The sequence below is a fragment of the Ruegeria sp. D3 genome (assembly GCF_056534465.1).
Window position 1 is genome coordinate 41,623 of the sequence record NZ_JBQFPK010000008.1, and the last position, 19,084, is coordinate 60,706.

Below are 19,084 nucleotides of genomic sequence, written 5' to 3' on the forward strand. Positions count from 1 at the left end.
GTTAACGCAGTGCGCCTTTTGCCTTCAGGTTAGCCTCTTTTTCAGGGTTTACCCACCAAAGATCCAGATAACCGAGCGTGAAAGGCGGCAGGTTTTCAGGGTATTCGTACATGTCGTAGTAAGCCGTCCAGTAGTCCGCGACATAACCGTCAGGGATGATAAAGAACTCATACCTCAGGACACGGTCCAATGCCATAAGTGCTGCGTCTTGTTCTTCCTGATTTGTCGTATCGAAGGAGGATTCGATGACCGCGTCAACCAAAGGACTGGCCAAACCCGCTGGGTTGAACAGGCTAAAGGCGGCTTCTTCCGAACCGTACATCTGGCTAAGACCGCCGCCCGTCGACAAAAACGATCCATACCGGTTCGAATAAACCATGTCGTAGTCGCGTTCACGGCGGCGCAGTGTGAACTGTGACGGATCAACCTTCTCGGCCGAGGCATCCACGCCAATCGCCTGCAGGTTCTGAACGAAAGTCTCGATCATCGTGGCCGTCGATGTGGGAATGCTTGAGGCGTAAGGGATGTTAACCTTCAGCGTCTGCCCTTCAGCGTTGCGCCGCAGATTGCCGTCACCAACCGGCCAACCGGCCTCGTCCAGCAACTTCGACGCCTTGCGCAGATTTCGACGATCATTCAGGCGCGTCGAATTGGATTCATGAGTAACCAAGGCAGGTTCGCTCAGGACTTCGGCCGGCACAACGTCGCCCAGCGCCTCGAGGAAGGCAAGCTCAGCCCCTTCTGGTGCGCCTGTCGCTTCGAGATGAGTACCCTGCACAAACGAGCTGCGCGGTGAATTGAGACCGAACATCAGCGATTCATTGGCCCATTCGAAATTGAAGGCAAGCGCTATGGCTTTGCGGACATTCTTATCCTCGAACTGCGGCTTTCCCAGATTGAACACGAAACCCGATGGCGTCGGCGGGCTGCCATCCGTAATCTCATCACGAACGACCGACCCTTGGGTCAGCTTTGGAAAGTCATACCCCGAAGCCCAAAGCTTGGGGTCGCTTTCAATGCGCATTGTGTATTCCCCGGCCTTGAACCCTTCGAACGCGGCGGTCTGGTCGGCGAAATACTCGACCCGAATGGTGTCGTAGTTGTTGCGCCCGACATTGATCGGCAAATCCTGCCCCCAATAATCGTCGCGCCGCTTGTAAACGATGCGGCGGTTAATGTCATAGCTATCCAGCTTGTACGGCCCCGACCCAACTGCAACTTCAAGCCGCGGTTCGTCCAGGCGGCGGCTCTCATCGGCCTCGAACCACGCTTTTGAAAACACCGGTGTCGAGCCAACCGTTTCGATCAACCCACGCCGTGTCACTTCGGGACTAAACGTAAACTTGACCGTATGATCATCCAATGCTTCGGCACCGGTGACCATCCGGCCAACGGCCTGCGCATAAGATGGAAGACCCTGTTCGATAAACAGTCTGTGGCTATAGACCACATCTTCGGCAGTTACTGGTGATCCGTCCCAGAATGTTGCTTCGGGCCGGATGTGAAAGATCACATAGTTGCGGCCTTCGTCATATTCCATGCTTTCCGCAAGCAGGCCATAGTATTGACCCACACTATCCGAGGTGCTGTCGATCAACGAGTCATACTGCAGGGTCGTCAATGCACCGGCGCGCCCTTTGCGCGAATACGGGTTCAGAGAGTCGAACGTGCCTGATCCAGCCAGCGACAGCTCGCCACCCTTTGGGGCTTCGGGATTCACGTAACCCAGATGCGGATAATCCGCCGGGTAGTCCAGATTACCAAAATAAGAGTACCCATGGCTGCGCGTCACATTTTCTTCTGCGGCCCTGACGGCGCTGCTTGCCCCCATAACAAGCGCTATTCCCAATGCTACCGCCCAAGGTCGCATATTCGAAACGCGCAGTGCAGGCAGGAGGGGTGTCATGTGGCTCATCCTCTGGATCGTTGTCGTCTTTATTTTCGTACGCGAAGGCTAAAAGACCAGCGCTGACAGATTCAAGTTTAGAATGCGTGAGCGCTTTGTGAAGTTCTGTTTAGACAAAAAAAGCCGCTGCACAAAGCAGCGGCTTTCAATTTTTGGAATATCCAAGGACTGGATCAGTTGCCGATTGTCTGCAGATAGGCAATCAGGTCAGCGCGCTCTTGCGGTTTTTTCAAACCAGCAAAGCTCATCGAAGTGCCCGAGATGTAAGCACTTGGGCGCTCGAGGAATGCATCCAGTGCTTCTGGTGTCCAGTTGCCACCATGCGCTTGCATCGAAGCCGAATAGCCGGTGAAACCCTTGGCCGATGCAACAGGGCGGTCAACAACGGCGTAAAGGTAGGGTCCGGTTCCGTTGGCTCCGTCTTCCAGTTTGTGGCAAGCGGTGCATTTGCGGAAAACGCGTGCGCCTTTTTCCGGATCGGCGGCGGCCAGCAGGTCTTCGAACACCACTTCTTCGGCGTTGGCGCTTTCACCAGAGCTTTCGGTTTCAATGATGTAAGAGGCCGTCTCGCCATGACCATCGGCATGGTACAGGCCTTCGGCAGCCCATTTGGCCAGAAGCAGCACCAGGAAGGTGCCAAACAGGCCTGCGGCGGCCTTGGTAACTGTCATCGTGTCGAACATTGATCGCGAGTCCATTTAGCTGTCTTGGGGGTGTCTAAGGCTTCCCCTGACAAGAGGCAAGGTATAGACACCGCGACTAAACGCCCAATCTTGGAACTTGTTGCACGGAATCGACCAAATGACCAAACGTATCGCATTTCAGGGGGAACCCGGCGCCTATAGCCACGAGGCTTGCCGCAACGCGCGACCCGATATGGAGGCACTGCCCTGCCGTACCTTCGAGGATGTGATCGAATCGGTTCGGTCAGGTGAAGCCGAACTTGCGATGTTGCCGGTTGAGAATACGACCTACGGCCGAGTGGCCGATATTCACCGCTTGCTGCCCCATAGCGGGCTGCACATTATCGACGAGGCCTTCGTGCGGGTGCATATCAACTTGTTGGCCGTTCCGGGTGCGACGCTGGAGGATGTTACCGAGGCGCATTCCCATCTGGTCTTGCTACCACAATGCGCAGGCTTCCTGAAAAAACACGGCATCCGTGGCCGCGTCAGCCCAGACAATGCCCGCGCCGCGCGCGAAGTGTCCGAACAGGGCGAGGTTCACTCGGCGGCGTTGGCCAGCGAATTGGCCGGAGAGATCTACGGCTTGGACGTTCTGGCCCGCCATATCGAGGATAACGACGACAACACCACTCGTTTTCTGGTGATGTCACGCGAAGCGGACGACGCTCGGCGCGGCGAAAATGGGATGATCACCAGCTTCGTCTTTCAGGTCCGGAATATTCCGGCGGCGCTTTACAAGGCGATGGGCGGATTTGCGACCAACGGTATCAACATGACCAAACTGGAAAGCTATATGGTCGACGGATCCTTTACGGCGACCCAGTTCTACGCTGATATCGTGGGCCATCCAGATGACCGCAACGTGCGACTGGCGATGGACGAGCTGCAGCACTTTACCACCAATGTCGAAGTTCTGGGCGTTTACCCGGCAGCGCAACCGCGCGGTTAGTCAGGCAGATTAACGTTTGTTACCGGTACTTCAGCCGTGATGATATCGTTCTTCTATCTCTCTCGAGAACTCGCTGAGCCGTGATTGGAAACGTCGTTTGAAGCGTGACTTTCCCAGTCTGATAGACTGCAGGAACAGGCGTGCAGGCAATGATTTTGCAGCCAGACTCAGGTCCACACTCAACCGGGTTCGGCGTTGCGATAAGGCCAGGAAGTCAACCGTCGTCGTACCACTTACGCCCTTTCCTGCCGCGTTGAACTGCATCCTTGCTGGCGGATCACACTCGGTCATCTCGATAGAGACGCGACGCGGCTTGCCACGAAGCTTGAAATCCGCCTGCCATGTGGTGCCCGGCACAACACCCATGTGACCCGAAAGGCGTCTGACTTCGATCCCGCGACGCATTGCCATACGCTCGAAACGTTCAAAATCAGCGACCATTTCAAACACTGCGTTGATGGGTGCGTCGATATCTTCATGTGCTGTGAATTGCATGGTGTCCGAGGCTCTTACCTTTGATTCCCCAATATTCTGTCAATCCAGCGTATCCGCCAGCCAGTGCTGCAAAAGAAAATGCGCGATGGCACCCTTCCGCGCAGGCATCAATGTCGGATGTTCACCAGCAAAGGCCTGCATCATTTCCGACTTGCTGACCCAGATGGCATCTTCGATTTCAATCGGGTCGATTGTAATATCGCGTGACAGCGCCAGACCTGCACACCCAAACATCAGCGACGCGGGAAAGGGCCAGGGTTGGCTGGACAGATAAGTGACTGCTCCGACAGGTACTCCGGCCTCTTCCATCACTTCTCGGCGCACGGCGGCCTCGAGCGTTTCACCGGGTTCGACAAAGCCCGCAAGCAGGGAATACATCCCGTCCGGCCAACCTGGAGACCGCCCCATCAGCACCGAATCTCCATGCGTGATCAGCATGATGACAACCGGGTCCGTGCGCGGGAAATGCTGACCCCCGCAAGACGGACAGCTGCGCTGCCATCCCGCCTGCGCCAAATCACTGGCGGCACCGCAGCGGGCGCAGAAACGGTGCGTCTCGTGCCAGCCGATCACCGCCTTGGCAGTTGCCGCCAGCTCCGCATCCCGAGGGTTCAGACGGGTCATGATCCGACGCAATTCGACAAAAACATGCCCGATGGACAACGCGGGGTGCTGTTGCTGGGAACGGTCGAAGAATGCCCCAACCTCGGAGAGGTCCAGCCCCTCGGCGTCCCACCCCGAGATGTCCAAAGCGAACAGCGGAACGTGATCCGAAATACCTAGAAAGACTGGTTCTTCAACAATTCCGCCCGGTCCATTGCGCAACAGATCGTGCGTCAGCGGCAGCAACGCCAGCCGATCCAGAGCTTCGCCCTCGACCAGCACCTTACCGCGCCACAACATAAGGCATCTTGCATCCGGGTCGTTTGCGACTTGCGCAAGCCCCTCGGGATCGTTGCGCAGATGTGCTGCGCGATCCAGTCCCGACCCGCCAAACGTCACGGTTTCCGCGTATTTCATTGCAATCCCTTCAGGTTGTCGGCACAGGGCTGCCACGAGCGCCGGGTCGTTGCAACGACATTTCTGCTTCGTGGGAAATTGAGGAGACAATGTGATCAACTCAAACTCTGCCTTGAAACTTGCGTCAAATACTCTTTTTGTTGAGATAGGTTAACCAAAAACGTCTAAAAGTAGAGTATTGCAACATCCCCCTTCCTCTCTAAGCGCAACGATCAGGATTTTGGGAACCTCGGATCTACATATGAATGTGACCGGGTTTGACTATTATCGGGATGCGCCGGAACCCATGATTGGGTTTACCCGTACAGCCACACTGATCCGCCAAGCTCGAACCGAGGCCAAAGATGCCATGACCATCTTGCTGGATAACGGGGACTCACTACAGGGAACGCCCATTGGGGAATGGGCCGAAACACAAACCCAAACCCGTCATCCTCTGATGGAGGCTTTCGAAGCGCTGGATTACGATGCCATCGGATTGGGAAACCATGATTTCGGCTTCGGCTTGCAGGTTCTGGACCGTATCCTGCGCCAATCCCCCTGCCCTGTCTTATGCAGCAACGCGCACCGGTTGGACCGCCCCGGTGCTTGGAGCAGGCAGGCAGTGCTAAGCCGAACCATGAAAGCCGGAGACCGCGAATATCCGATCAAAATCGGCGTTTTTTCAGCCCTGCCGCCGCAAACTGCGAACTGGGAGGCGCACCGGCTTGAGCAAAAGGTCCGCATCGACGATATCCTGTCCACGGCACGACACGTGTCGCAAGAGCTGAAGGCCGCTGGGTGCGATCTTGTGATCGCGCTGGCGCATTCCGGGATTGGCACCGCCCAACCGGAGCCGAATCTGGAAAACGCCGTGATTCCCCTTGCGGCCATCGGACCGATCGATGCGATCATAGCGGGACATTCACATCTGACTTTGCCGGGCGCGTCGCATGAAAGGTTTGCGTTCGTGGACAGTGCCAAAGGTCAAGTGCACGGCAAGCCGGCTGTCATGCCGGGCAGCGCTGGGTCGCATCTTGGTGTGATTGACCTGACGATGAAACTTGGTGACGACGGAAAGTGGCAGGTAGAAACGCACCGTTCACACCTGAAGGCAATCGCACCCGACTTTGTTGGCGCTGAGGTTCCGGAAGACCCCGAACTGTCGCGGATTTTTGCCAAGGCGCACCGCGAAACTCGCGCGCAGTACAACACGCCCGTTGGACACACGTCGCATCATCTGCACAGCTATTTCAGCTTTTGCGCCTGGGATCGCGGTCTGGCGCTTGTGGCTGCCGCGCAAGCCGCAGCATTGCGGCAGCATGTGCAGGGAACTGCCAATGCGGGGCTACCCGTCTTGTCGGCAGTTGCACCGTCGAAATTCGGCGGTCGTGCAGGACCTCGGTTTTTCACCGATATCCCACCCGGGCAGATATGTACGCGCCATGTTGCCGACCTGAACGTGTTTCCGAACGAGATGCAGGCCGTCATTGTCTCGGGCACTGAAATCAAAGATTGGCTGGAAATGTCCGCTGGCGTGCTGAACCAGATGCGCCCGGGTGAACAATCGGACCTTGTGGATACGAATCGCGCCGGACATAATTTTGACGTGCTACACGGGTTAACTTACGCACTAGATCTAGCATCTCCGGCGCGGTTCGACACAGGTGGCGCAATACTTCATCCCAACAGCCATCGGGTTCGCGAATTGCGATTCAACGGCCGCCCTATCGACGCAGATCAGCGCTTTGTTGTCGCGTTGAACAACTATCGCGCCAACGGAGGCGGGAACTTCCCGTTTGCCGAAAACGCGACCCGAATTCCTCTGCCGGTCCTTCCGATTCAACATATTGTACGGGATTACCTGTCGGGCTTGTTACCGATGGACCCTTTGGAAGAGGCGCCCCAGCCTTTTCAGTTGTCACCCATACCCGGTGCCCATGCGCTTGTGAAAACCGGAGCGGCCGCTGACCAACATCTGGAAGAATTGGCACGCTATCGTGCCAAAGTCATCGGTCCGGATGCGAAAGGTTTCCTGAACATTCAGCTCTCCCTCTGACGGGTTGCCAAGCATGAACCAAATGCCTATATCCACCGTTGAGAGGTTGGCGCGGGCGAGCGCCTCGCCAACCTGGTCAGGTCCGGAAGGAAGCAGCCACAACGAGCCCCGCTTGGGTCGATGTCCAACCTCTCACTTCATCCCCGACAGTTTTGACCGGTTTAGACGCGCAGCACTTATGCGATCAAGCGCGGCCATAGGGACTCGTTGCGACGCGCGAACGCGCCGATATGGCCAATGTCCTTCAGTCCGAATTCCTGCGGTGACAGTACATGACGCCGAGCGCTGGAGCCGTACAGATCTGCCAACCGCCAAACGGCTTCGGGCGGAACCATCTGGTCGTCCTCGAAAGTGAACAGATCGACCGGTTTGCCTTTCTCTGCCCAGGTTGCGGCTGGTAGCGTTTTTCCGATTTCAGGCAGATAGTTTTGGGGCGCCGTGCACCACTTACGCCACTGCCAGTAAACCGGTGCAGGCAGGTCGGCCCCAAATCCCACTGCCTTTCCTGGCAGGTATCCAACGGTTTTTACTGCCAGCGGAACATGTCCATACCAGAACAAGGACGCCAGCGCGCGATAAGGCCAAGGGTGATCACTGATTGTCACCAGCCCCGAACACACACAGATCATGCGATCTATATGGTCGATATCAGGTTGTATTGGCCCCAGCATCCCTCCGACCGAGTGCCCTATGCTCCAGTGTTCTGCGTGTGGGTAACGCTGGCGCATTTCCGCTCTGGCGGCGGGCATGTCGGTCAGCGCCCAATCCGCCATCTTTACTCGCGATTCCTGCAGTAGTCCGGTCAGTGAGTGGCCAAAGTCACGATAGTCGTAGGTCAGGCAGGCGATCCCCTGATCCGCTGCCAGCCAATGCGCGAAATGCTGATAGTAATCCCTCGGGACACCGGTCGCACCATGTATAACCACGGCGACTTTGGGATCGGTCACGGGCCGGTACAGGCGTGCCGACAGCATTGCCGAACCGGCAGAAAACCGAAAATCCTCGGTCAGGACGGGGGGTGTATCATCCAGCATAGCGTTGCTCACCTGATCTGAACTGTTCGGTTCACCCCTTATCCCCACTTCTTTGGCCGGGCTGAGTCAAGGGCGCATCAAGATGACCAAACGTCCACTTTGCGCGCGCGCCCGCTTGACTCAAAGCCCGCTCAACCGCTAGCGATGGCGTGATGGTTCTTGTCCCGTGTCGGGACAAGATGAAAAGGGAACACGGTGCGGTTCTGCCCGGTCATGCCGGAACGATCCAATGCCGCGACTGCCCCCGCAACTGTAAGCGGTGAGCAATGCCGAAATACCACTGGCCCGCAAGGCTGGGAAGGTCGGCAACGCGATGACCCGCAAGTCAGGAGACCTGCCATCAAATCAAAACTGTAACTCGGGCGGGGTGTCCGGGCGGGATTGTCAGCGCGCTGTCACACCTGATCCATGCCCCGTTCCCCGCGCGGAGGGCGCATTATGATCTGGAAGACAAAAACGCACCAATTCAGTGCAACCCTATGTCAGAAAACCGGCAAGACCTGCCCGGCTTTAGCGCAGATGGCACGGGCTATTGTGCAAGCGATGGAATCCGCGGTGCCTGCCACGTCGGAAGAATTCGCATTGGACGGCAGCGGAGAGCTGGGCCATTGCCCACAGGGCTGCATCGCCCGATTCCGCGCCCAGAAAGATCAAATTCGCATCTTCTGCGGCACCAGCACGGACGCCTCGCTCGACGCGTTGGATGGTTATGCGGATATGCTGTTCGGCCCCGTTGCTGCGGCCCGTCCGGCCGGCCAGTTACCAGTACCGCCCTGTGCCATGCTTGAAGTGTCAGAGCTGGCCCCGGCGCAACCAGCACAGCCCCAGCAGCATCTGGCGCTGTAACTCAGTCCGGCGCGCAGGTTGCCCAACGCATCTGTCCGTCGGTTTCAACCGCACAGGGCCGCACGGCGCGCAGGCGGCGCAACGCCGCGTCGGAGGCGATGCCCTGTTCGACCATAAGCCGCAGGGCGATCATGCCCGACCGCCCGCACCCGCCCCGGCAATGCACCAGCACCCGCCCTCCACGCGCCAGAATTTGCGCGGCAGACTGGCTGATCCGGGGCCAAGCGGCCTCGGTGTCCGGCGACGGCGCGCCAAAATCTTCAATCGGCAGGTGCGTCCAGGTTATGCCCTCGGCGTGCAGGTCATCTCCCAGTTTTCCCGCCCCGGCCTGCTCCATCTCGGAGCTTGTGGTCATCGAAATCACAAGATCGGGCCGCCAGCGGCGAATGATATCCAAATCCCGCGCATACTCCCCCGCGCGCCCCGGCAGCGGCGACAGCGCGACGTGACCGGCCGCGACCTCGACCACGTGAATTGCAAATGGCTCCATCCCCGGCCTCCTTTTCACATAGCTTCTATGCTGTGCAAACTGACCTGCAAACCGAATTTCCCCCAAGGCGGCGGTGGACGCGGGCGGCGGGGGTCTCTACGCTGCATCGGAACCCGAATCCGACAGAGCAGATATGACCGACACGCCCAGCCCCGCCTATCAGGTTCTTGCCCGCAAATACCGCCCTGAAACCTTTGCCGATCTGGTCGGGCAGGAGGCCATGGTACGCACGCTGAAAAACGCGTTCGAGGCGGATCGGATCGCGCAGGCCTTTATCATGACCGGCATTCGCGGCACCGGCAAAACCACCACGGCCCGGATCATCGCCAAGGGCATGAACTGCATCGGCCCCGATGGCGAGGGCAAACCGACGACCGAACCCTGCGGCCAGTGCGAACATTGTGTGGCGATCATGGAAGGTCGCCATGTGGACGTGATGGAGATGGACGCCGCCAGCCGGACCGGTGTGAACGATATTCGCGAGATCATCGACAGCGTCCGCTACCGCGCGGCCTCGGCCCGCTATAAGATCTATATCATCGACGAGGTCCACATGCTGTCGACCAGCGCCTTCAACGCGCTGCTCAAGACGCTTGAGGAACCGCCCGAGCATGTGAAGTTTATCTTTGCCACCACCGAGATTCGCAAAGTGCCGGTGACGGTCCTGTCCCGATGTCAGCGCTTTGACCTGCGACGGATCGAGCCCGAGGACATGATCGGCCTGCTGCGCAAGATCGCCGATGCCGAAGGCGCACAGATCGCCGAAGACGCGATGGCACTAATCACCCGCGCCGCCGAGGGTTCAGCCCGCGATGCGACCTCTCTGCTGGATCAGGCGATTTCACACGGCGCCGGGGAAACCAGCGCCGATCAGGTGCGTGCGATGCTGGGTCTTGCCGACCGGGGCCGGGTGCTGGACCTGATGGACATGATCCTGCGTGGCGATGCCGCCGGGGCGCTGACCGAACTTGGCGCACAATATGCCGAAGGCGCCGACCCGCTGGCCGTGCTGCGCGATCTGGCCGAGATCACTCATTGGGTGTCGGTGGTAAAGATCACGCCGGATGCCGCTGAAGACCCGACCGTTTCCCCTGATGAACGCGCGCGGGGTCAGCAAATGGCCGAGGCCCTGCCGATGCGGGTCCTGACCCGCATGTGGCAGATGTTGTTGAAAGCGCTCGAGGAAGTCTCAGCCGCGCCCAACGCCATGATGGCCGCCGAGATGGTCGTTATCCGCCTGACCCATGTGTCTGACCTGCCCAGCCCAGAAGAACTGATCAAACGGTTGCAAGACGCGCCTCCCCCACCGCCAAACGGCGGGCCCGGCGGCGGAATGACCGCACCATCACACGCCGCGCAGGCCCCGGTGGCCTCCACTTATGCGCCGCCCATTCGCGGCGGGGCCGGAGCGCCCACGGCCGCACTGGCGCAGGATGTGCAAACGGCATTGGCCCGCTACCCGAGTTTTGAACATGTGGTCGAACTGATCCGCACCAACCGGGATGTGAAACTGCTGGTTGAGGTCGAAAACGGCGTCCGGTTGGTGTCTTACCAACCCGGTCGGATCGAGTTCACGCCAACAGACTCAGCCCCAACCGATCTGGCCGCCCGCATGGGTACCGCACTACAACGCTGGACCGGCAACCGCTGGGCGGTGACCATTGTGGCCAACGGCGAGGCGGCAACCATCGCCGAAATCCGAGATGCCGCCGATCTGGCGTTAAAGGCCGAGGCCGAACAGCACCCTCTGGTACAGGCGGTGCTGGCTCAATTCCCCAAAGCCAAGATCAAACGCATCGAAACTCCCGAAGAACGCGCCGCCAAGGTCGAAACCGAAGCCCTGCCCGAGGTCGAAGACGAATGGGACCCGTTCGAGGAGGACTAACCCTCCCGCGCCCGCCACGGGCCATCGGCTGACGCCGATACCCCTGAGCGACCTAGGGCCCGGCAGGCGGCGGGCGTTGCCCGCGCTCTGCCGGGCCCAACGGGAGGAGAGGTCTTGCAAAAGACCGCGACGACGGGCGGGAGGGCACTGCCCCCTTGTGCCGCACGGGCGCTGTCCGTATCTAGGCGACAAACCGATTAGCAGGAGAAAACGTAATGCTTAAAGGACTCGGCGGTCTGGGCGATATGGCCAAGATGATGAAATCCGCGCAGGATCTGCAGACTAAGATGACCGACATGCAGGAAGAACTGAACAATCTGATGGTTGTCGGCGAATCCGGTGCTGGACTGGTCAAAGCCACTGCCACCGCCAAGGGCGAACTCAAAGGTCTGGACATCGACCCCTCGATCTTCAACGGCGACGACAAAGAGGTCGTCGAAGACCTGATCCTCGCCGCTATCAAGGACGCGCAGACCAAAGCCGCCGAACGCGCGCAGGCCGAGATGGCCAAGCTGACCGAAAGCATGGGTTTGCCCGCAGACATCAAGCTGCCGTTCTGATAGACACTCCTGACGGTCCAAAGGCCGGGCACCCTGCCCGGCCCCTGTGCAGGGGTACGCGCGTTGAGTTCGAACAGCGACATCGACAATCTGATCGACCTGATGGCCAAACTGCCGGGGCTTGGGCCCCGCTCGGCCCGTCGCGCTGTGCTGCACCTGATCCGCAAACGAGCGCTGCTGCTGACACCCTTGTCGGATGCCATGCAGCAGGTCGCCATCACCGCCCGCGAATGCTTGAACTGCGGCAACGTGGGCACCACGGACATCTGTGACATCTGCGACGCCGAGGCCCGCGCCACCGGAGAGCTGTGCGTAGTCGAAGACGTCGCCGACCTCTGGGCGATGGAACGCGCAGGCGTGTTCAAAGGCCGCTATCACGTGCTGGGCGGGACACTCTCGGCACTGGACGGCGTCGGCCCGGACGAACTGCGCATCCCGCGCCTCAAAGATCGAGTCACTGCAGAAGGGATCACCGAGGTCATCCTCGCCCTGAACGCCACCGTCGATGGCCAGACCACAGCCCATTACATCGCCGACCAGCTAGAGGGTCAGGTGCGCCTGACCTCACTCGCTCAGGGTGTGCCGATTGGTGGCGAGTTGGATTATCTGGATGACGGAACGATCACGGCAGCGCTGCGGGCGCGCAAGGAGATCTAGCGAACCATACCAGACCTAAATAGCAGGTTAAGAGGTCAGGACAGCTCGCGCCTCGACAGGAAAACATCGGCCCATCTGCGGTCTGTACCGGATAGATAATGCATGCATTGTTCCGCGTCTGTCCGCTGCAGTCTTTTGTTCCTGCTACCCATGATATAAACAAAGTCAAACGCCTTCAGGACCGTGGCAAAGGCCTGGGCGTCGAATTCAGGCTTTGGTATCCGCCACCCTTCGAACACCGCCAAATCAACGCGCTGCCAGAATCCGAGTGGAAGTTCGCTCATCAGCACCTCATCCAAACCTTGGGTATCAGATTTCCAAATCAACCGTCGCTTTCGGGCCTCATCCCCCATGCAATCGTCAAGCAACTGCTCCGATATCTTGCGGATCGGGGCTTTGATCACGTGATGGTTTCTGCCCGCTACTGCATTCTCATTGAACGAAAAATTTCCTCCGTTCACATCGTCAGTAAAAAAGGTCAACTCACCATCTGTCGTTCCCAGACCGAAGTTATGGACCGTCGCAGTTGGCATCCCGCCGATATTTCGCTCAAGATGCTCGACATTGTCCGGGCTGGGTTCGAAACAGGAAGCGGAATGCACGTTCTGGTAATTGAGCAGCACCTGCCGCGTATAGAGCCCGACATTCGCCCCGACATCAATAAGATGGTAAGAGGCTGCATCGCAAACCTGACCAATGAAGCGTGTTTCGTTGAAATTCCACTCGTGCTGCTGCGCGACATGAGGAAAGATCGAGCCATCGGTTAGAAGCGAGATCTCGTCCCCCCGCTCAAACGTTCCACGAAGGGGGCTTTCCTCGGACAGCCGAATTTGCACCGAGGTGCAGGTACGTCGAAGAAAACGTATCTGTTGACGGTTCATCATGTGATCCTGAATAGTGAAAACATCTAATCTCGAACAACGGCCACCACCGGCATTACCCGATCGCGCACAAAATGGAACAATTGCGCCTGCTTCTCAAGATTTGATAGAAACGTTCGGCACATTTGGCGCTTTAGATGCGCCGGACTTTGGTATCAACTCGATTCCGAATGCGAGCGTCCGATATTCGACATATTTCAGGAGCTTAACCAATGCCTCGTCTTCTTGCTCTCTTGTTAACGGCAGTCACAACAACAACAGCGTTTGCACAAGACCTTATCGACAAGGGTTTCGTCGAGGGTTGGAACATCATGATGGACCCTGCGCTTGGGAATGGGTGCCTGATCCAGACGATTTATCAGGATCTCTCGGTCGTGCGTATCGGGTATGACGCGTTGGACAAACGCGGTTATTTCGCCGTCTACAACAAGGCCTGGGGCGAGATCGAACAGGGCGAGAGCTATCCGATCCGTTTTGAACTGGACGGCAAGAGTTTCGACGCCACCGCCATAGGCTTCAACCAACGCGACGTTCCCGGCGCGACGGTTTTCTTTACCGACCGCAGTTTCGTCGAGGCCATTGCGCAGAACAAGATAATGACTGTCTACAACCCCGAAGGTCAGACCGTGATGGCGATTGACCTGAAAGGCACAGCCAAAGCGCTGGACTATGCGCGGGATTGCCAGAACCGCAAACTCTAACGAATCGGATCAAACAGTGCGTCTTTGGCCGCGCAATCGCGGATCACGTCGCGACCGCAGGGAACAGGATCAAGATCGCGGGACAGGCAAAGGCGGACCTCTTCGATATAGCCCTGTTTGCAGGTGACGGTGATCATGTCGCGCTCTAGCGCAGGGTTTTCCTTTAGAAACGCCTCTTCCACCACCGAGGCGGGCAGTTTGACCGCCCCGTCCAGCTTGCGGAACACAGGCGGGCGGGTGACGCCCTCATAGGCCGCGCGCGACAAAGCGTAGTAGTCCGCTGCAGACAGGCCCGAACAGGTTCCGTGCTTCTTCCACTGGTGCCACGCCAGCCCAGAGGTGCCTTGAATATCCGCCATCTCGCGCGTCATCGCGCGCGACGGCGGCGCCTTGACCGTCGGGCAATAAGACGGCCAGCCTTGATGATATTGCGGCCAAAGCCCGTGCAGGATCCACCCATGATCATGCCGCGCATCGCATTGATCAGAGCCGCGCGCATCACCTTCGCGGGCACACCAGTTGGGCGACCAGCTCAGCGACAGGACGTAATAGTCGAAAACGCCCGCCTTCTCTCCATCGGCCAGTGCGACCAGCCCGCTGAACGCCCACATGACCAGCGCTAGAATCCCGTGACGCATTCGCCTCTTCCCTTCTTGCCTTTGCGCGACTATATAGGCCCGAAGTTCCCCGACAACGGAAACCTGCCCCAAGATCAAGGGGCCGCCGAATTCCGGCGACGGGACAGATGTATTTACAGGAGACGGGCTGATGGCAAAACCGCTTATGGCCAAAGCAACCGCCGTTTGGCTGGTGGACAACACCACGATCAGCTTCAAGCAGATCGCGGATTTCGTAGGAATGCACGAGCTTGAAGTGCAGGGTATCGCCGATGGTGACGTGGCCGCTGGCGTCAAAGGCTTTGACCCCATCGCCAACAACCAGCTGACTCAGGAAGAAATTGACTCGGCCCAGAACAACCCGCTGCACAAGCTGAAGCTCAAGTTCAACGCCGCTGCGGCAGGTGAGGAAAAGCGCCGTGGCCCGCGCTATACCCCGCTGTCCAAACGCCAGGACCGTCCGAACTCGATCCTGTGGCTGGTTAAGTTCCACCCCGAGCTGAGCGATGGACAGATCGCCAAGCTGGTCGGCACCACCAAGCCCACCATCCAGTCGATCCGCGAGCGCACGCATTGGAACATCGCCAACATGCAGCCGATCGACCCGGTTGCGTTGGGCTTGTGCAAACAGTCCGAGCTGGACGCGATTGTCCAAAAAGCCGCCGCGAAGAAGGCCGCCGAAGGTGGTGTCATGAGCGATGATGAGCGCCGCAAGCTGGTCTCGACCGAGCAGTCGCTGGAAATGGACGCCGCGCCGAAAATCCCGACCGCCATCGAGGGGCTCGAAACCTTCTCGCTGTCCGATGATCCGGTCGAGGAAAAAGACGATGAGCCGGTCATCGACGCCGATAGCTTCTTCAACCTGCCCAAAGGCGGCGGCGACGAGGAAGAAGACGAAGATCCGCGCTTCTGATACCCAATCAGCCCCGGTCCGAAACGGCCGGGGCTTTTTTGCCCGAGATACCTATGCTGAATGTCTTGTCTTCTGTATTCGGCCCGCACCGTGCGGTGTCGATCTATGCTTTTCTGAAAACATGGGGGCTGCTGATGGTGGCGATCGTCGGCACAGTCTCGGTCGCGGCAGCACTGCTGATACTCAACGATGACGGCGCGCATGAACACGACTCGTACCTGACGGTTGCGGTTCTGACGGCGACCCCGTTGAACGGGGACTTGAAACACGGCCTTATCGCGTCGGTTAAGCTGCCCGACGGGTCCACCATCTCGATCGACGAATCCAAGGAACACGTGGCGCGCACCGTCGGCGATACGGCCTGCGTCGAAAAACGCGTTTACGTCAATAGCGGGGAAGCAAGGTACCGCTTCAAAATGCCGAGCCTCTGCGAGGCCAACCAATAAGCAAAACCGCCCGGAGGCATCTCCGGGCGGTTTTTCCTTTAGATCATCTGGAAGACGATCCCTGAGATGATCGCGCCAGTAATCCCCAATCCAAGATAGGTCGCAAAGACCCGTGGCTTGACCAGCGACCATACGGCAGCCATCGCCGGGATCGAGCTGACCGCGCCTGCGATCATGAACGACATGGCAGCGCCTGCGCTCATGCCCTGCTCGGTTAGCCCCGCCAGCAGCGGCGGCGCGACGTATGAGTTCAGGTAAGCGGGCATCCCCACCAGCGCCGCGATGACAATCGGCACGACGCCTTCGCCCCCAACCACACGCGCGATCAGGTCGGCAGGCACATAGCTGACCAGAAGTGCCTCAAGCACATAGGCCAAAGCCAGCCATTTCAGCAGGAACATCCCGTTCTGGACAAACTCAGCCCGGAACCGCGTGCGGCGTTCCGGTTCCTGCCAGAATTTCCAGACCGGCTTGTCGTCCTGTTTCGGACCACAGCCGCAGCACCCGGCGGGTTTGTAGACACGCAGAGGCTCGGCGAACGCCCCACCGCGCATCAAGGCACGCACCACGAAGCCTCCGAACAGACCCAAAGCAACGGCGGCGACGGCCTTGCCTATGGCAAACGGCCAACCCAGCGCGCCCGCCGTGATCAGCAGGGTCGGCGGGTCGATCAGCGGTGAGCTCAACCAAAACGCCATCACCGCCGACAAAGGCGCGCCCAGCGCCAGCAGACCGGCGATGAAGGGGATCACCTCGCATGAACAGAACGGGGCAAGGCCACCGAACAGGGCGGCGAGGAAAATCATCCGCGTCTCGCGCCCCTCAAAGGCACGGGCGACCATGACCTCGGCACCGGTGGCCTTGAGGTAGGATAGGAGCAGAACTGCGAACAGAATATACTGCCCGGTATGCGCCAGCGCTTTGCCTGCGAAGATTACCACCTCACCCCAGTTACCGGGGTCCAGAACGGCAACCGCGATCAGAATAGCCACGATCACCGCCCAGGGCGTTTTGATCAACTCCAGCGCAGCTTTGGCTTGGACCTTCGGGTTTTGCGTTAACTCAGCCATCGTTTGCGGCCTTTCCGACTTCGTCGGCGCAGCACTCGGACAGAATGAACTGCGCCAAAGCGCGCAGCTCGTCATAGCTGGCGCGGTTGATGGTGGTGCGACCGATCTTTTCCTGCTGCACGACCCCTCCGGCGGCCAGAAAGCGCAGGTGATGGGCAAGAGTAGACGGCGCAATTCCGGTGCGTTCCTGAATCTCACCAACCGTCAGCCCGGCCTGACCGGCGCGGACCAGCGTTTTGAGAACCTTCAACCGGGCCTCGGACCCCATGGCCGAAAATCCTGCTGCTGCACTTTCCCACATATCGCAACTCCATTAAACTAGATTTCTAGTTATTTAGGTTAATGTCGCGCACCCGTCAATGACAAAATGCGTAAGTCCAAATTGCTCACCGCATAAGTCCACCCTATAAGACTTGAATGGGCATCTCAGTCGACACCTTCTTTCTGGAACTCAACGGTCAGGGCACGTTGCAGGCGCAGATTCAGCAAATGATTGCCGAAGGCATCCTGTCGGGTCGTTTTCATGTGGGCGAGAAGCTGCCCTCGTCCCGCAAACTGGCGGCCCATCTGGGCGTCAGCCGGATCACGGTGACACTGGCCTATACGGAACTGCTGGCCAATGACTATCTGACCGCCAAGGGCCGGTCGGGGTATTACGTGTCGGAAAACGCGCCAGTGCCCCCGAAATACACGCCCACCCCGCGCGGCGACGAGACGGTTGACTGGACCACGGCACTGGCCCGCCGATTCTCGGACGGGGACACCCTGACCAAGCCTGCTGACTGGCGCGACTACCGCTATCCGTTCATCTACGGTCAGGCCGACCGGTCGCTGTTCGATCATGCCAACTGGCGCCTGTGCGCAGTTAGGGCGCTGGGCCACAAGGATTTCGATTCTCTGACCGGCGATTACGTGGATCAGGATGACCCGCTGCTGGTCGAATTCATCGCCCGCCACACCCTGCCCCGCCGCGGCATCGCCGCCCGCCCCGAAGAGATTTTGATCACCATGGGCGCGCAGAACGCGCTTTGGCTGGCCTCTCGCATTCTGTTGAACCACAACCGAACTGCGGTGATCGAAGACCCATGTTATTACGCCCTGCGCGATCTTCTGAACCATTCCGATTGCAAAGTGGCCCCGGTCGCAGTGGATCGCGATGGCTTGCCACCCGAGGCGCTGCCCGATCAGACCGATGTGATCTTTACCACCCCCAGCCACCAAAGCCCCACTACAGCCACCATGCCCGTGGACCGGCGCACCACCCTGCTGGCCCGCGCCCGCGAATTGGACGCCATGGTGGTCGAGGATGACTATGAGTTCGAAATGGCCTTTCTGGGTGCGCCCTCGCCCGCGCTCAAATCGATGGACCGGGATGGGCGGGTGATCTATGTGGGCAGTTTCTCCAAATCGCTGTTCCCCGGCCTGCGCCTTGGCTACATGGTCGGGTCTGAGCCGTTCATCCGCGAGGCCCGCGCCCTGCGGTCGCTGGTTCTGCGCCACCCGCCGGGGCATATCCAGCGCACGGCGGCCTATTTCCTGTCCCTTGGCCATTATGACGCGCAGATCCGGCGGATGTCCAAAGCGCTGGCCCAACGGCGCGCGGCGCTGGATCAGGCTGTTGAACAACACGGCCTGACCGTGGCCGGGCGCGGCGTGCTGGGCGGCTCATCCATCTGGATGTCGGCACCGGATCATGTGGACACGGCCCGGCTAGCACAGGAACTACAGGGCCAGAGCGTTCATATCGAGCCCGGCGCGCCCTTTTTTTCCAGCCCTGACCGGCCGCAGAATTTCTACCGTCTGGGATATTCCTCGATCGCGCCGGATCGCATCAATCCGGGCATAAAACGCATCGCCGAGGCAATCCGCGCCTGTTAGCGCAACACTGGA

Annotated in this window: 20 protein-coding genes, 1 other RNA gene and 1 riboswitch; of the genes, 11 read left to right on the top strand and 10 right to left on the bottom strand. The window is 59.1% G+C overall.

Annotation, left to right across the window (positions count from 1 at the left end; translation table 11 throughout):
- Position 1: 1 nt before the first annotated feature.
- Positions 2-1,906 carry an extracellular solute-binding protein gene (locus ACR0DX_RS12800; protein WP_170355325.1) on the bottom strand — a complete coding sequence of 635 codons (1,905 nt, stop codon included), beginning with the start codon at positions 1,904-1,906 and terminating at the stop codon, positions 2-4.
- Positions 1,907-2,079: 173 nt separating this feature from the next.
- The gene (locus tag ACR0DX_RS12805) at positions 2,080-2,589 is read right to left on the bottom strand and encodes a c-type cytochrome (RefSeq protein WP_170355522.1); all 510 of its coding nucleotides are present in this window, start codon (positions 2,587-2,589) and stop codon (positions 2,080-2,082) included.
- Between the two features lie 118 nt (positions 2,590-2,707).
- On the opposite strand from ACR0DX_RS12805, the gene ACR0DX_RS12810 reads away from it, so the two are divergent.
- Positions 2,708-3,541: a prephenate dehydratase gene (locus tag ACR0DX_RS12810; RefSeq protein WP_170724532.1), complete on the top strand. Its 834-nt coding sequence runs from the start codon at positions 2,708-2,710 to the stop codon at positions 3,539-3,541.
- Positions 3,542-3,571: 30 nt separating this feature from the next.
- Here the strand turns inward: ACR0DX_RS12810 and ACR0DX_RS12815 are convergent, their stop codons facing one another.
- Positions 3,572-4,036 carry an SRPBCC family protein gene (locus ACR0DX_RS12815; RefSeq protein WP_170724534.1) on the bottom strand — a complete coding sequence of 155 codons (465 nt, stop codon included), beginning with the start codon at positions 4,034-4,036 and terminating at the stop codon, positions 3,572-3,574.
- Positions 4,037-4,075: 39 nt separating this feature from the next.
- Positions 4,076-5,056 carry an NAD(+) diphosphatase gene (gene nudC, locus ACR0DX_RS12820; protein ID WP_170724535.1) on the bottom strand — a complete coding sequence of 327 codons (981 nt, stop codon included), beginning with the start codon at positions 5,054-5,056 and terminating at the stop codon, positions 4,076-4,078.
- A gap of 178 nt (positions 5,057-5,234) precedes the next feature.
- On the opposite strand from nudC, the gene ACR0DX_RS12825 reads away from it, so the two are divergent.
- Both ACR0DX_RS12825 and ffs read left to right on the top strand, forming a co-directional pair.
- Positions 5,235-7,094, top strand: a complete 1,860-nt coding sequence (locus tag ACR0DX_RS12825) for a bifunctional 2',3'-cyclic-nucleotide 2'-phosphodiesterase/3'-nucleotidase (RefSeq protein ID WP_480846350.1) — start codon at positions 5,235-5,237, stop codon at positions 7,092-7,094.
- Between the two features lie 39 nt (positions 7,095-7,133).
- Positions 7,134-7,232, top strand: an RNA gene (gene ffs / locus ACR0DX_RS12830) — signal recognition particle sRNA small type.
- 38 nt (positions 7,233-7,270) lie between these two features.
- Here ffs and ACR0DX_RS12835 read toward each other — a convergent pair.
- On the bottom strand, positions 7,271-8,128 hold the full coding sequence (locus tag ACR0DX_RS12835) for an alpha/beta fold hydrolase (RefSeq protein WP_170355330.1): 858 nt from the start codon (positions 8,126-8,128) through the stop codon (positions 7,271-7,273).
- 136 nt (positions 8,129-8,264) lie between these two features.
- Positions 8,265-8,484, top strand: a riboswitch (cobalamin riboswitch).
- An 82-nt stretch (positions 8,485-8,566) separates the two neighbouring features.
- Here ACR0DX_RS12835 and ACR0DX_RS12840 point away from each other — a divergent pair.
- Complete coding sequence (locus ACR0DX_RS12840; RefSeq protein WP_170355331.1) at positions 8,567-8,974, top strand: hypothetical protein; 408 nt, start codon at positions 8,567-8,569, stop codon at positions 8,972-8,974.
- A gap of 1 nt (position 8,975) precedes the next feature.
- On the opposite strand, the gene ACR0DX_RS12845 is transcribed toward ACR0DX_RS12840, so the two are convergent.
- Positions 8,976-9,464 carry a dual specificity protein phosphatase family protein gene (locus ACR0DX_RS12845; protein ID WP_170355332.1) on the bottom strand — a complete coding sequence of 163 codons (489 nt, stop codon included), beginning with the start codon at positions 9,462-9,464 and terminating at the stop codon, positions 8,976-8,978.
- A 133-nt stretch (positions 9,465-9,597) separates the two neighbouring features.
- Here ACR0DX_RS12845 and ACR0DX_RS12850 point away from each other — a divergent pair, with 133 nt between their 5' ends.
- The 3 genes from ACR0DX_RS12850 to recR all read left to right on the top strand — a co-directional run bounded on the left by ACR0DX_RS12850 (position 9,598) and on the right by recR (position 12,566).
- A complete protein-coding gene (locus ACR0DX_RS12850) occupies positions 9,598-11,349 on the top strand; it encodes a DNA polymerase III subunit gamma/tau (protein WP_170355333.1) in 1,752 nt (583 codons plus the stop codon).
- A 215-nt stretch (positions 11,350-11,564) separates the two neighbouring features.
- Positions 11,565-11,909 carry a YbaB/EbfC family nucleoid-associated protein gene (locus ACR0DX_RS12855; RefSeq protein ID WP_170355334.1) on the top strand — a complete coding sequence of 115 codons (345 nt, stop codon included), beginning with the start codon at positions 11,565-11,567 and terminating at the stop codon, positions 11,907-11,909.
- Positions 11,910-11,972: 63 nt separating this feature from the next.
- Positions 11,973-12,566 carry a recombination mediator RecR gene (gene recR / locus ACR0DX_RS12860; RefSeq protein ID WP_170355335.1) on the top strand — a complete coding sequence of 198 codons (594 nt, stop codon included), beginning with the start codon at positions 11,973-11,975 and terminating at the stop codon, positions 12,564-12,566.
- A gap of 35 nt (positions 12,567-12,601) precedes the next feature.
- Here recR and ACR0DX_RS12865 read toward each other — a convergent pair whose 3' ends face one another.
- Positions 12,602-13,447, bottom strand: coding sequence for an FkbM family methyltransferase (locus ACR0DX_RS12865; protein ID WP_170355336.1), 846 nt, complete (start codon positions 13,445-13,447; stop codon positions 12,602-12,604).
- 212 nt (positions 13,448-13,659) lie between these two features.
- Between ACR0DX_RS12865 and ACR0DX_RS12870 the strand changes: the two genes are divergently transcribed.
- Positions 13,660-14,148, top strand: a complete 489-nt coding sequence (locus ACR0DX_RS12870; RefSeq protein WP_170355337.1) for a hypothetical protein — start codon at positions 13,660-13,662, stop codon at positions 14,146-14,148.
- On the opposite strand, the gene ACR0DX_RS12875 is transcribed toward ACR0DX_RS12870, so the two are convergent.
- On the bottom strand, positions 14,145-14,786 hold the full coding sequence (locus ACR0DX_RS12875; RefSeq protein WP_170355338.1) for a ribonuclease T2 family protein: 642 nt from the start codon (positions 14,784-14,786) through the stop codon (positions 14,145-14,147). The genes ACR0DX_RS12870 and ACR0DX_RS12875 overlap by 4 nt on opposite strands.
- Before the next feature lie 130 nt (positions 14,787-14,916).
- Here ACR0DX_RS12875 and ACR0DX_RS12880 point away from each other — a divergent pair, with 130 nt between their 5' ends.
- Both ACR0DX_RS12880 and ACR0DX_RS12885 read left to right on the top strand, forming a co-directional pair.
- On the top strand, positions 14,917-15,678 hold the full coding sequence (locus ACR0DX_RS12880) for a DUF1013 domain-containing protein (RefSeq protein WP_170724540.1): 762 nt from the start codon (positions 14,917-14,919) through the stop codon (positions 15,676-15,678).
- Between the two features lie 53 nt (positions 15,679-15,731).
- Entirely contained in the window at positions 15,732-16,124 is a 393-nt protein-coding gene (locus ACR0DX_RS12885; RefSeq protein WP_170724542.1) for a hypothetical protein, read from the top strand.
- 38 nt (positions 16,125-16,162) lie between these two features.
- Here the strand turns inward: ACR0DX_RS12885 and ACR0DX_RS12890 are convergent, their stop codons facing one another.
- The gene (locus tag ACR0DX_RS12890; RefSeq protein WP_170724544.1) at positions 16,163-17,194 is read right to left on the bottom strand and encodes a permease; all 1,032 of its coding nucleotides are present in this window, start codon (positions 17,192-17,194) and stop codon (positions 16,163-16,165) included.
- Positions 17,187-17,495 carry a metalloregulator ArsR/SmtB family transcription factor gene (locus ACR0DX_RS12895; protein ID WP_170724545.1) on the bottom strand — a complete coding sequence of 103 codons (309 nt, stop codon included), beginning with the start codon at positions 17,493-17,495 and terminating at the stop codon, positions 17,187-17,189. The genes ACR0DX_RS12890 and ACR0DX_RS12895 overlap by 8 nt, the downstream gene beginning before the upstream one ends.
- Positions 17,496-17,611: 116 nt before the next feature.
- Between ACR0DX_RS12895 and pdxR the strand changes: the two genes are divergently transcribed.
- Positions 17,612-19,072 (top strand): MocR-like pyridoxine biosynthesis transcription factor PdxR, encoded by a 1,461-nt coding sequence (pdxR, locus tag ACR0DX_RS12900; protein WP_170355343.1) that lies wholly within the window; start codon positions 17,612-17,614, stop codon positions 19,070-19,072.
- Positions 19,073-19,084: the final 12 nt, after the last annotated feature.

Coding starts and splice junctions, on each gene's coding strand:
- ACR0DX_RS12810 (WP_170724532.1), top strand. CDS start 2,708: ATGACCAAACGTATCGCATTTCAGGGGGAACCCGGCGCCTATAGCCAC.
- ACR0DX_RS12805 (WP_170355522.1), bottom strand. CDS start 2,589: ATGTTCGACACGATGACAGTTACCAAGGCCGCCGCAGGCCTGTTTGGC.
- ACR0DX_RS12865 (WP_170355336.1), bottom strand. CDS start 13,447: ATGAACCGTCAACAGATACGTTTTCTTCGACGTACCTGCACCTCGGTG.
- ACR0DX_RS12840 (WP_170355331.1), top strand. CDS start 8,567: ATGATCTGGAAGACAAAAACGCACCAATTCAGTGCAACCCTATGTCAG.
- pdxR (WP_170355343.1), top strand. CDS start 17,612: ATGGGCATCTCAGTCGACACCTTCTTTCTGGAACTCAACGGTCAGGGC.
- ACR0DX_RS12880 (WP_170724540.1), top strand. CDS start 14,917: ATGGCAAAACCGCTTATGGCCAAAGCAACCGCCGTTTGGCTGGTGGAC.
- ACR0DX_RS12800 (WP_170355325.1), bottom strand. CDS start 1,906: ATGACACCCCTCCTGCCTGCACTGCGCGTTTCGAATATGCGACCTTGG.
- ACR0DX_RS12855 (WP_170355334.1), top strand. CDS start 11,565: ATGCTTAAAGGACTCGGCGGTCTGGGCGATATGGCCAAGATGATGAAA.
- nudC (WP_170724535.1), bottom strand. CDS start 5,056: ATGAAATACGCGGAAACCGTGACGTTTGGCGGGTCGGGACTGGATCGC.
- ACR0DX_RS12885 (WP_170724542.1), top strand. CDS start 15,732: ATGCTGAATGTCTTGTCTTCTGTATTCGGCCCGCACCGTGCGGTGTCG.
- ACR0DX_RS12875 (WP_170355338.1), bottom strand. CDS start 14,786: ATGCGTCACGGGATTCTAGCGCTGGTCATGTGGGCGTTCAGCGGGCTG.
- ACR0DX_RS12890 (WP_170724544.1), bottom strand. CDS start 17,194: ATGGCTGAGTTAACGCAAAACCCGAAGGTCCAAGCCAAAGCTGCGCTG.
- ACR0DX_RS12850 (WP_170355333.1), top strand. CDS start 9,598: ATGACCGACACGCCCAGCCCCGCCTATCAGGTTCTTGCCCGCAAATAC.
- ACR0DX_RS12870 (WP_170355337.1), top strand. CDS start 13,660: ATGCCTCGTCTTCTTGCTCTCTTGTTAACGGCAGTCACAACAACAACA.
- ACR0DX_RS12895 (WP_170724545.1), bottom strand. CDS start 17,495: ATGTGGGAAAGTGCAGCAGCAGGATTTTCGGCCATGGGGTCCGAGGCC.
- ACR0DX_RS12815 (WP_170724534.1), bottom strand. CDS start 4,036: ATGCAATTCACAGCACATGAAGATATCGACGCACCCATCAACGCAGTG.
- ACR0DX_RS12845 (WP_170355332.1), bottom strand. CDS start 9,464: ATGGAGCCATTTGCAATTCACGTGGTCGAGGTCGCGGCCGGTCACGTC.
- ACR0DX_RS12835 (WP_170355330.1), bottom strand. CDS start 8,128: ATGCTGGATGATACACCCCCCGTCCTGACCGAGGATTTTCGGTTTTCT.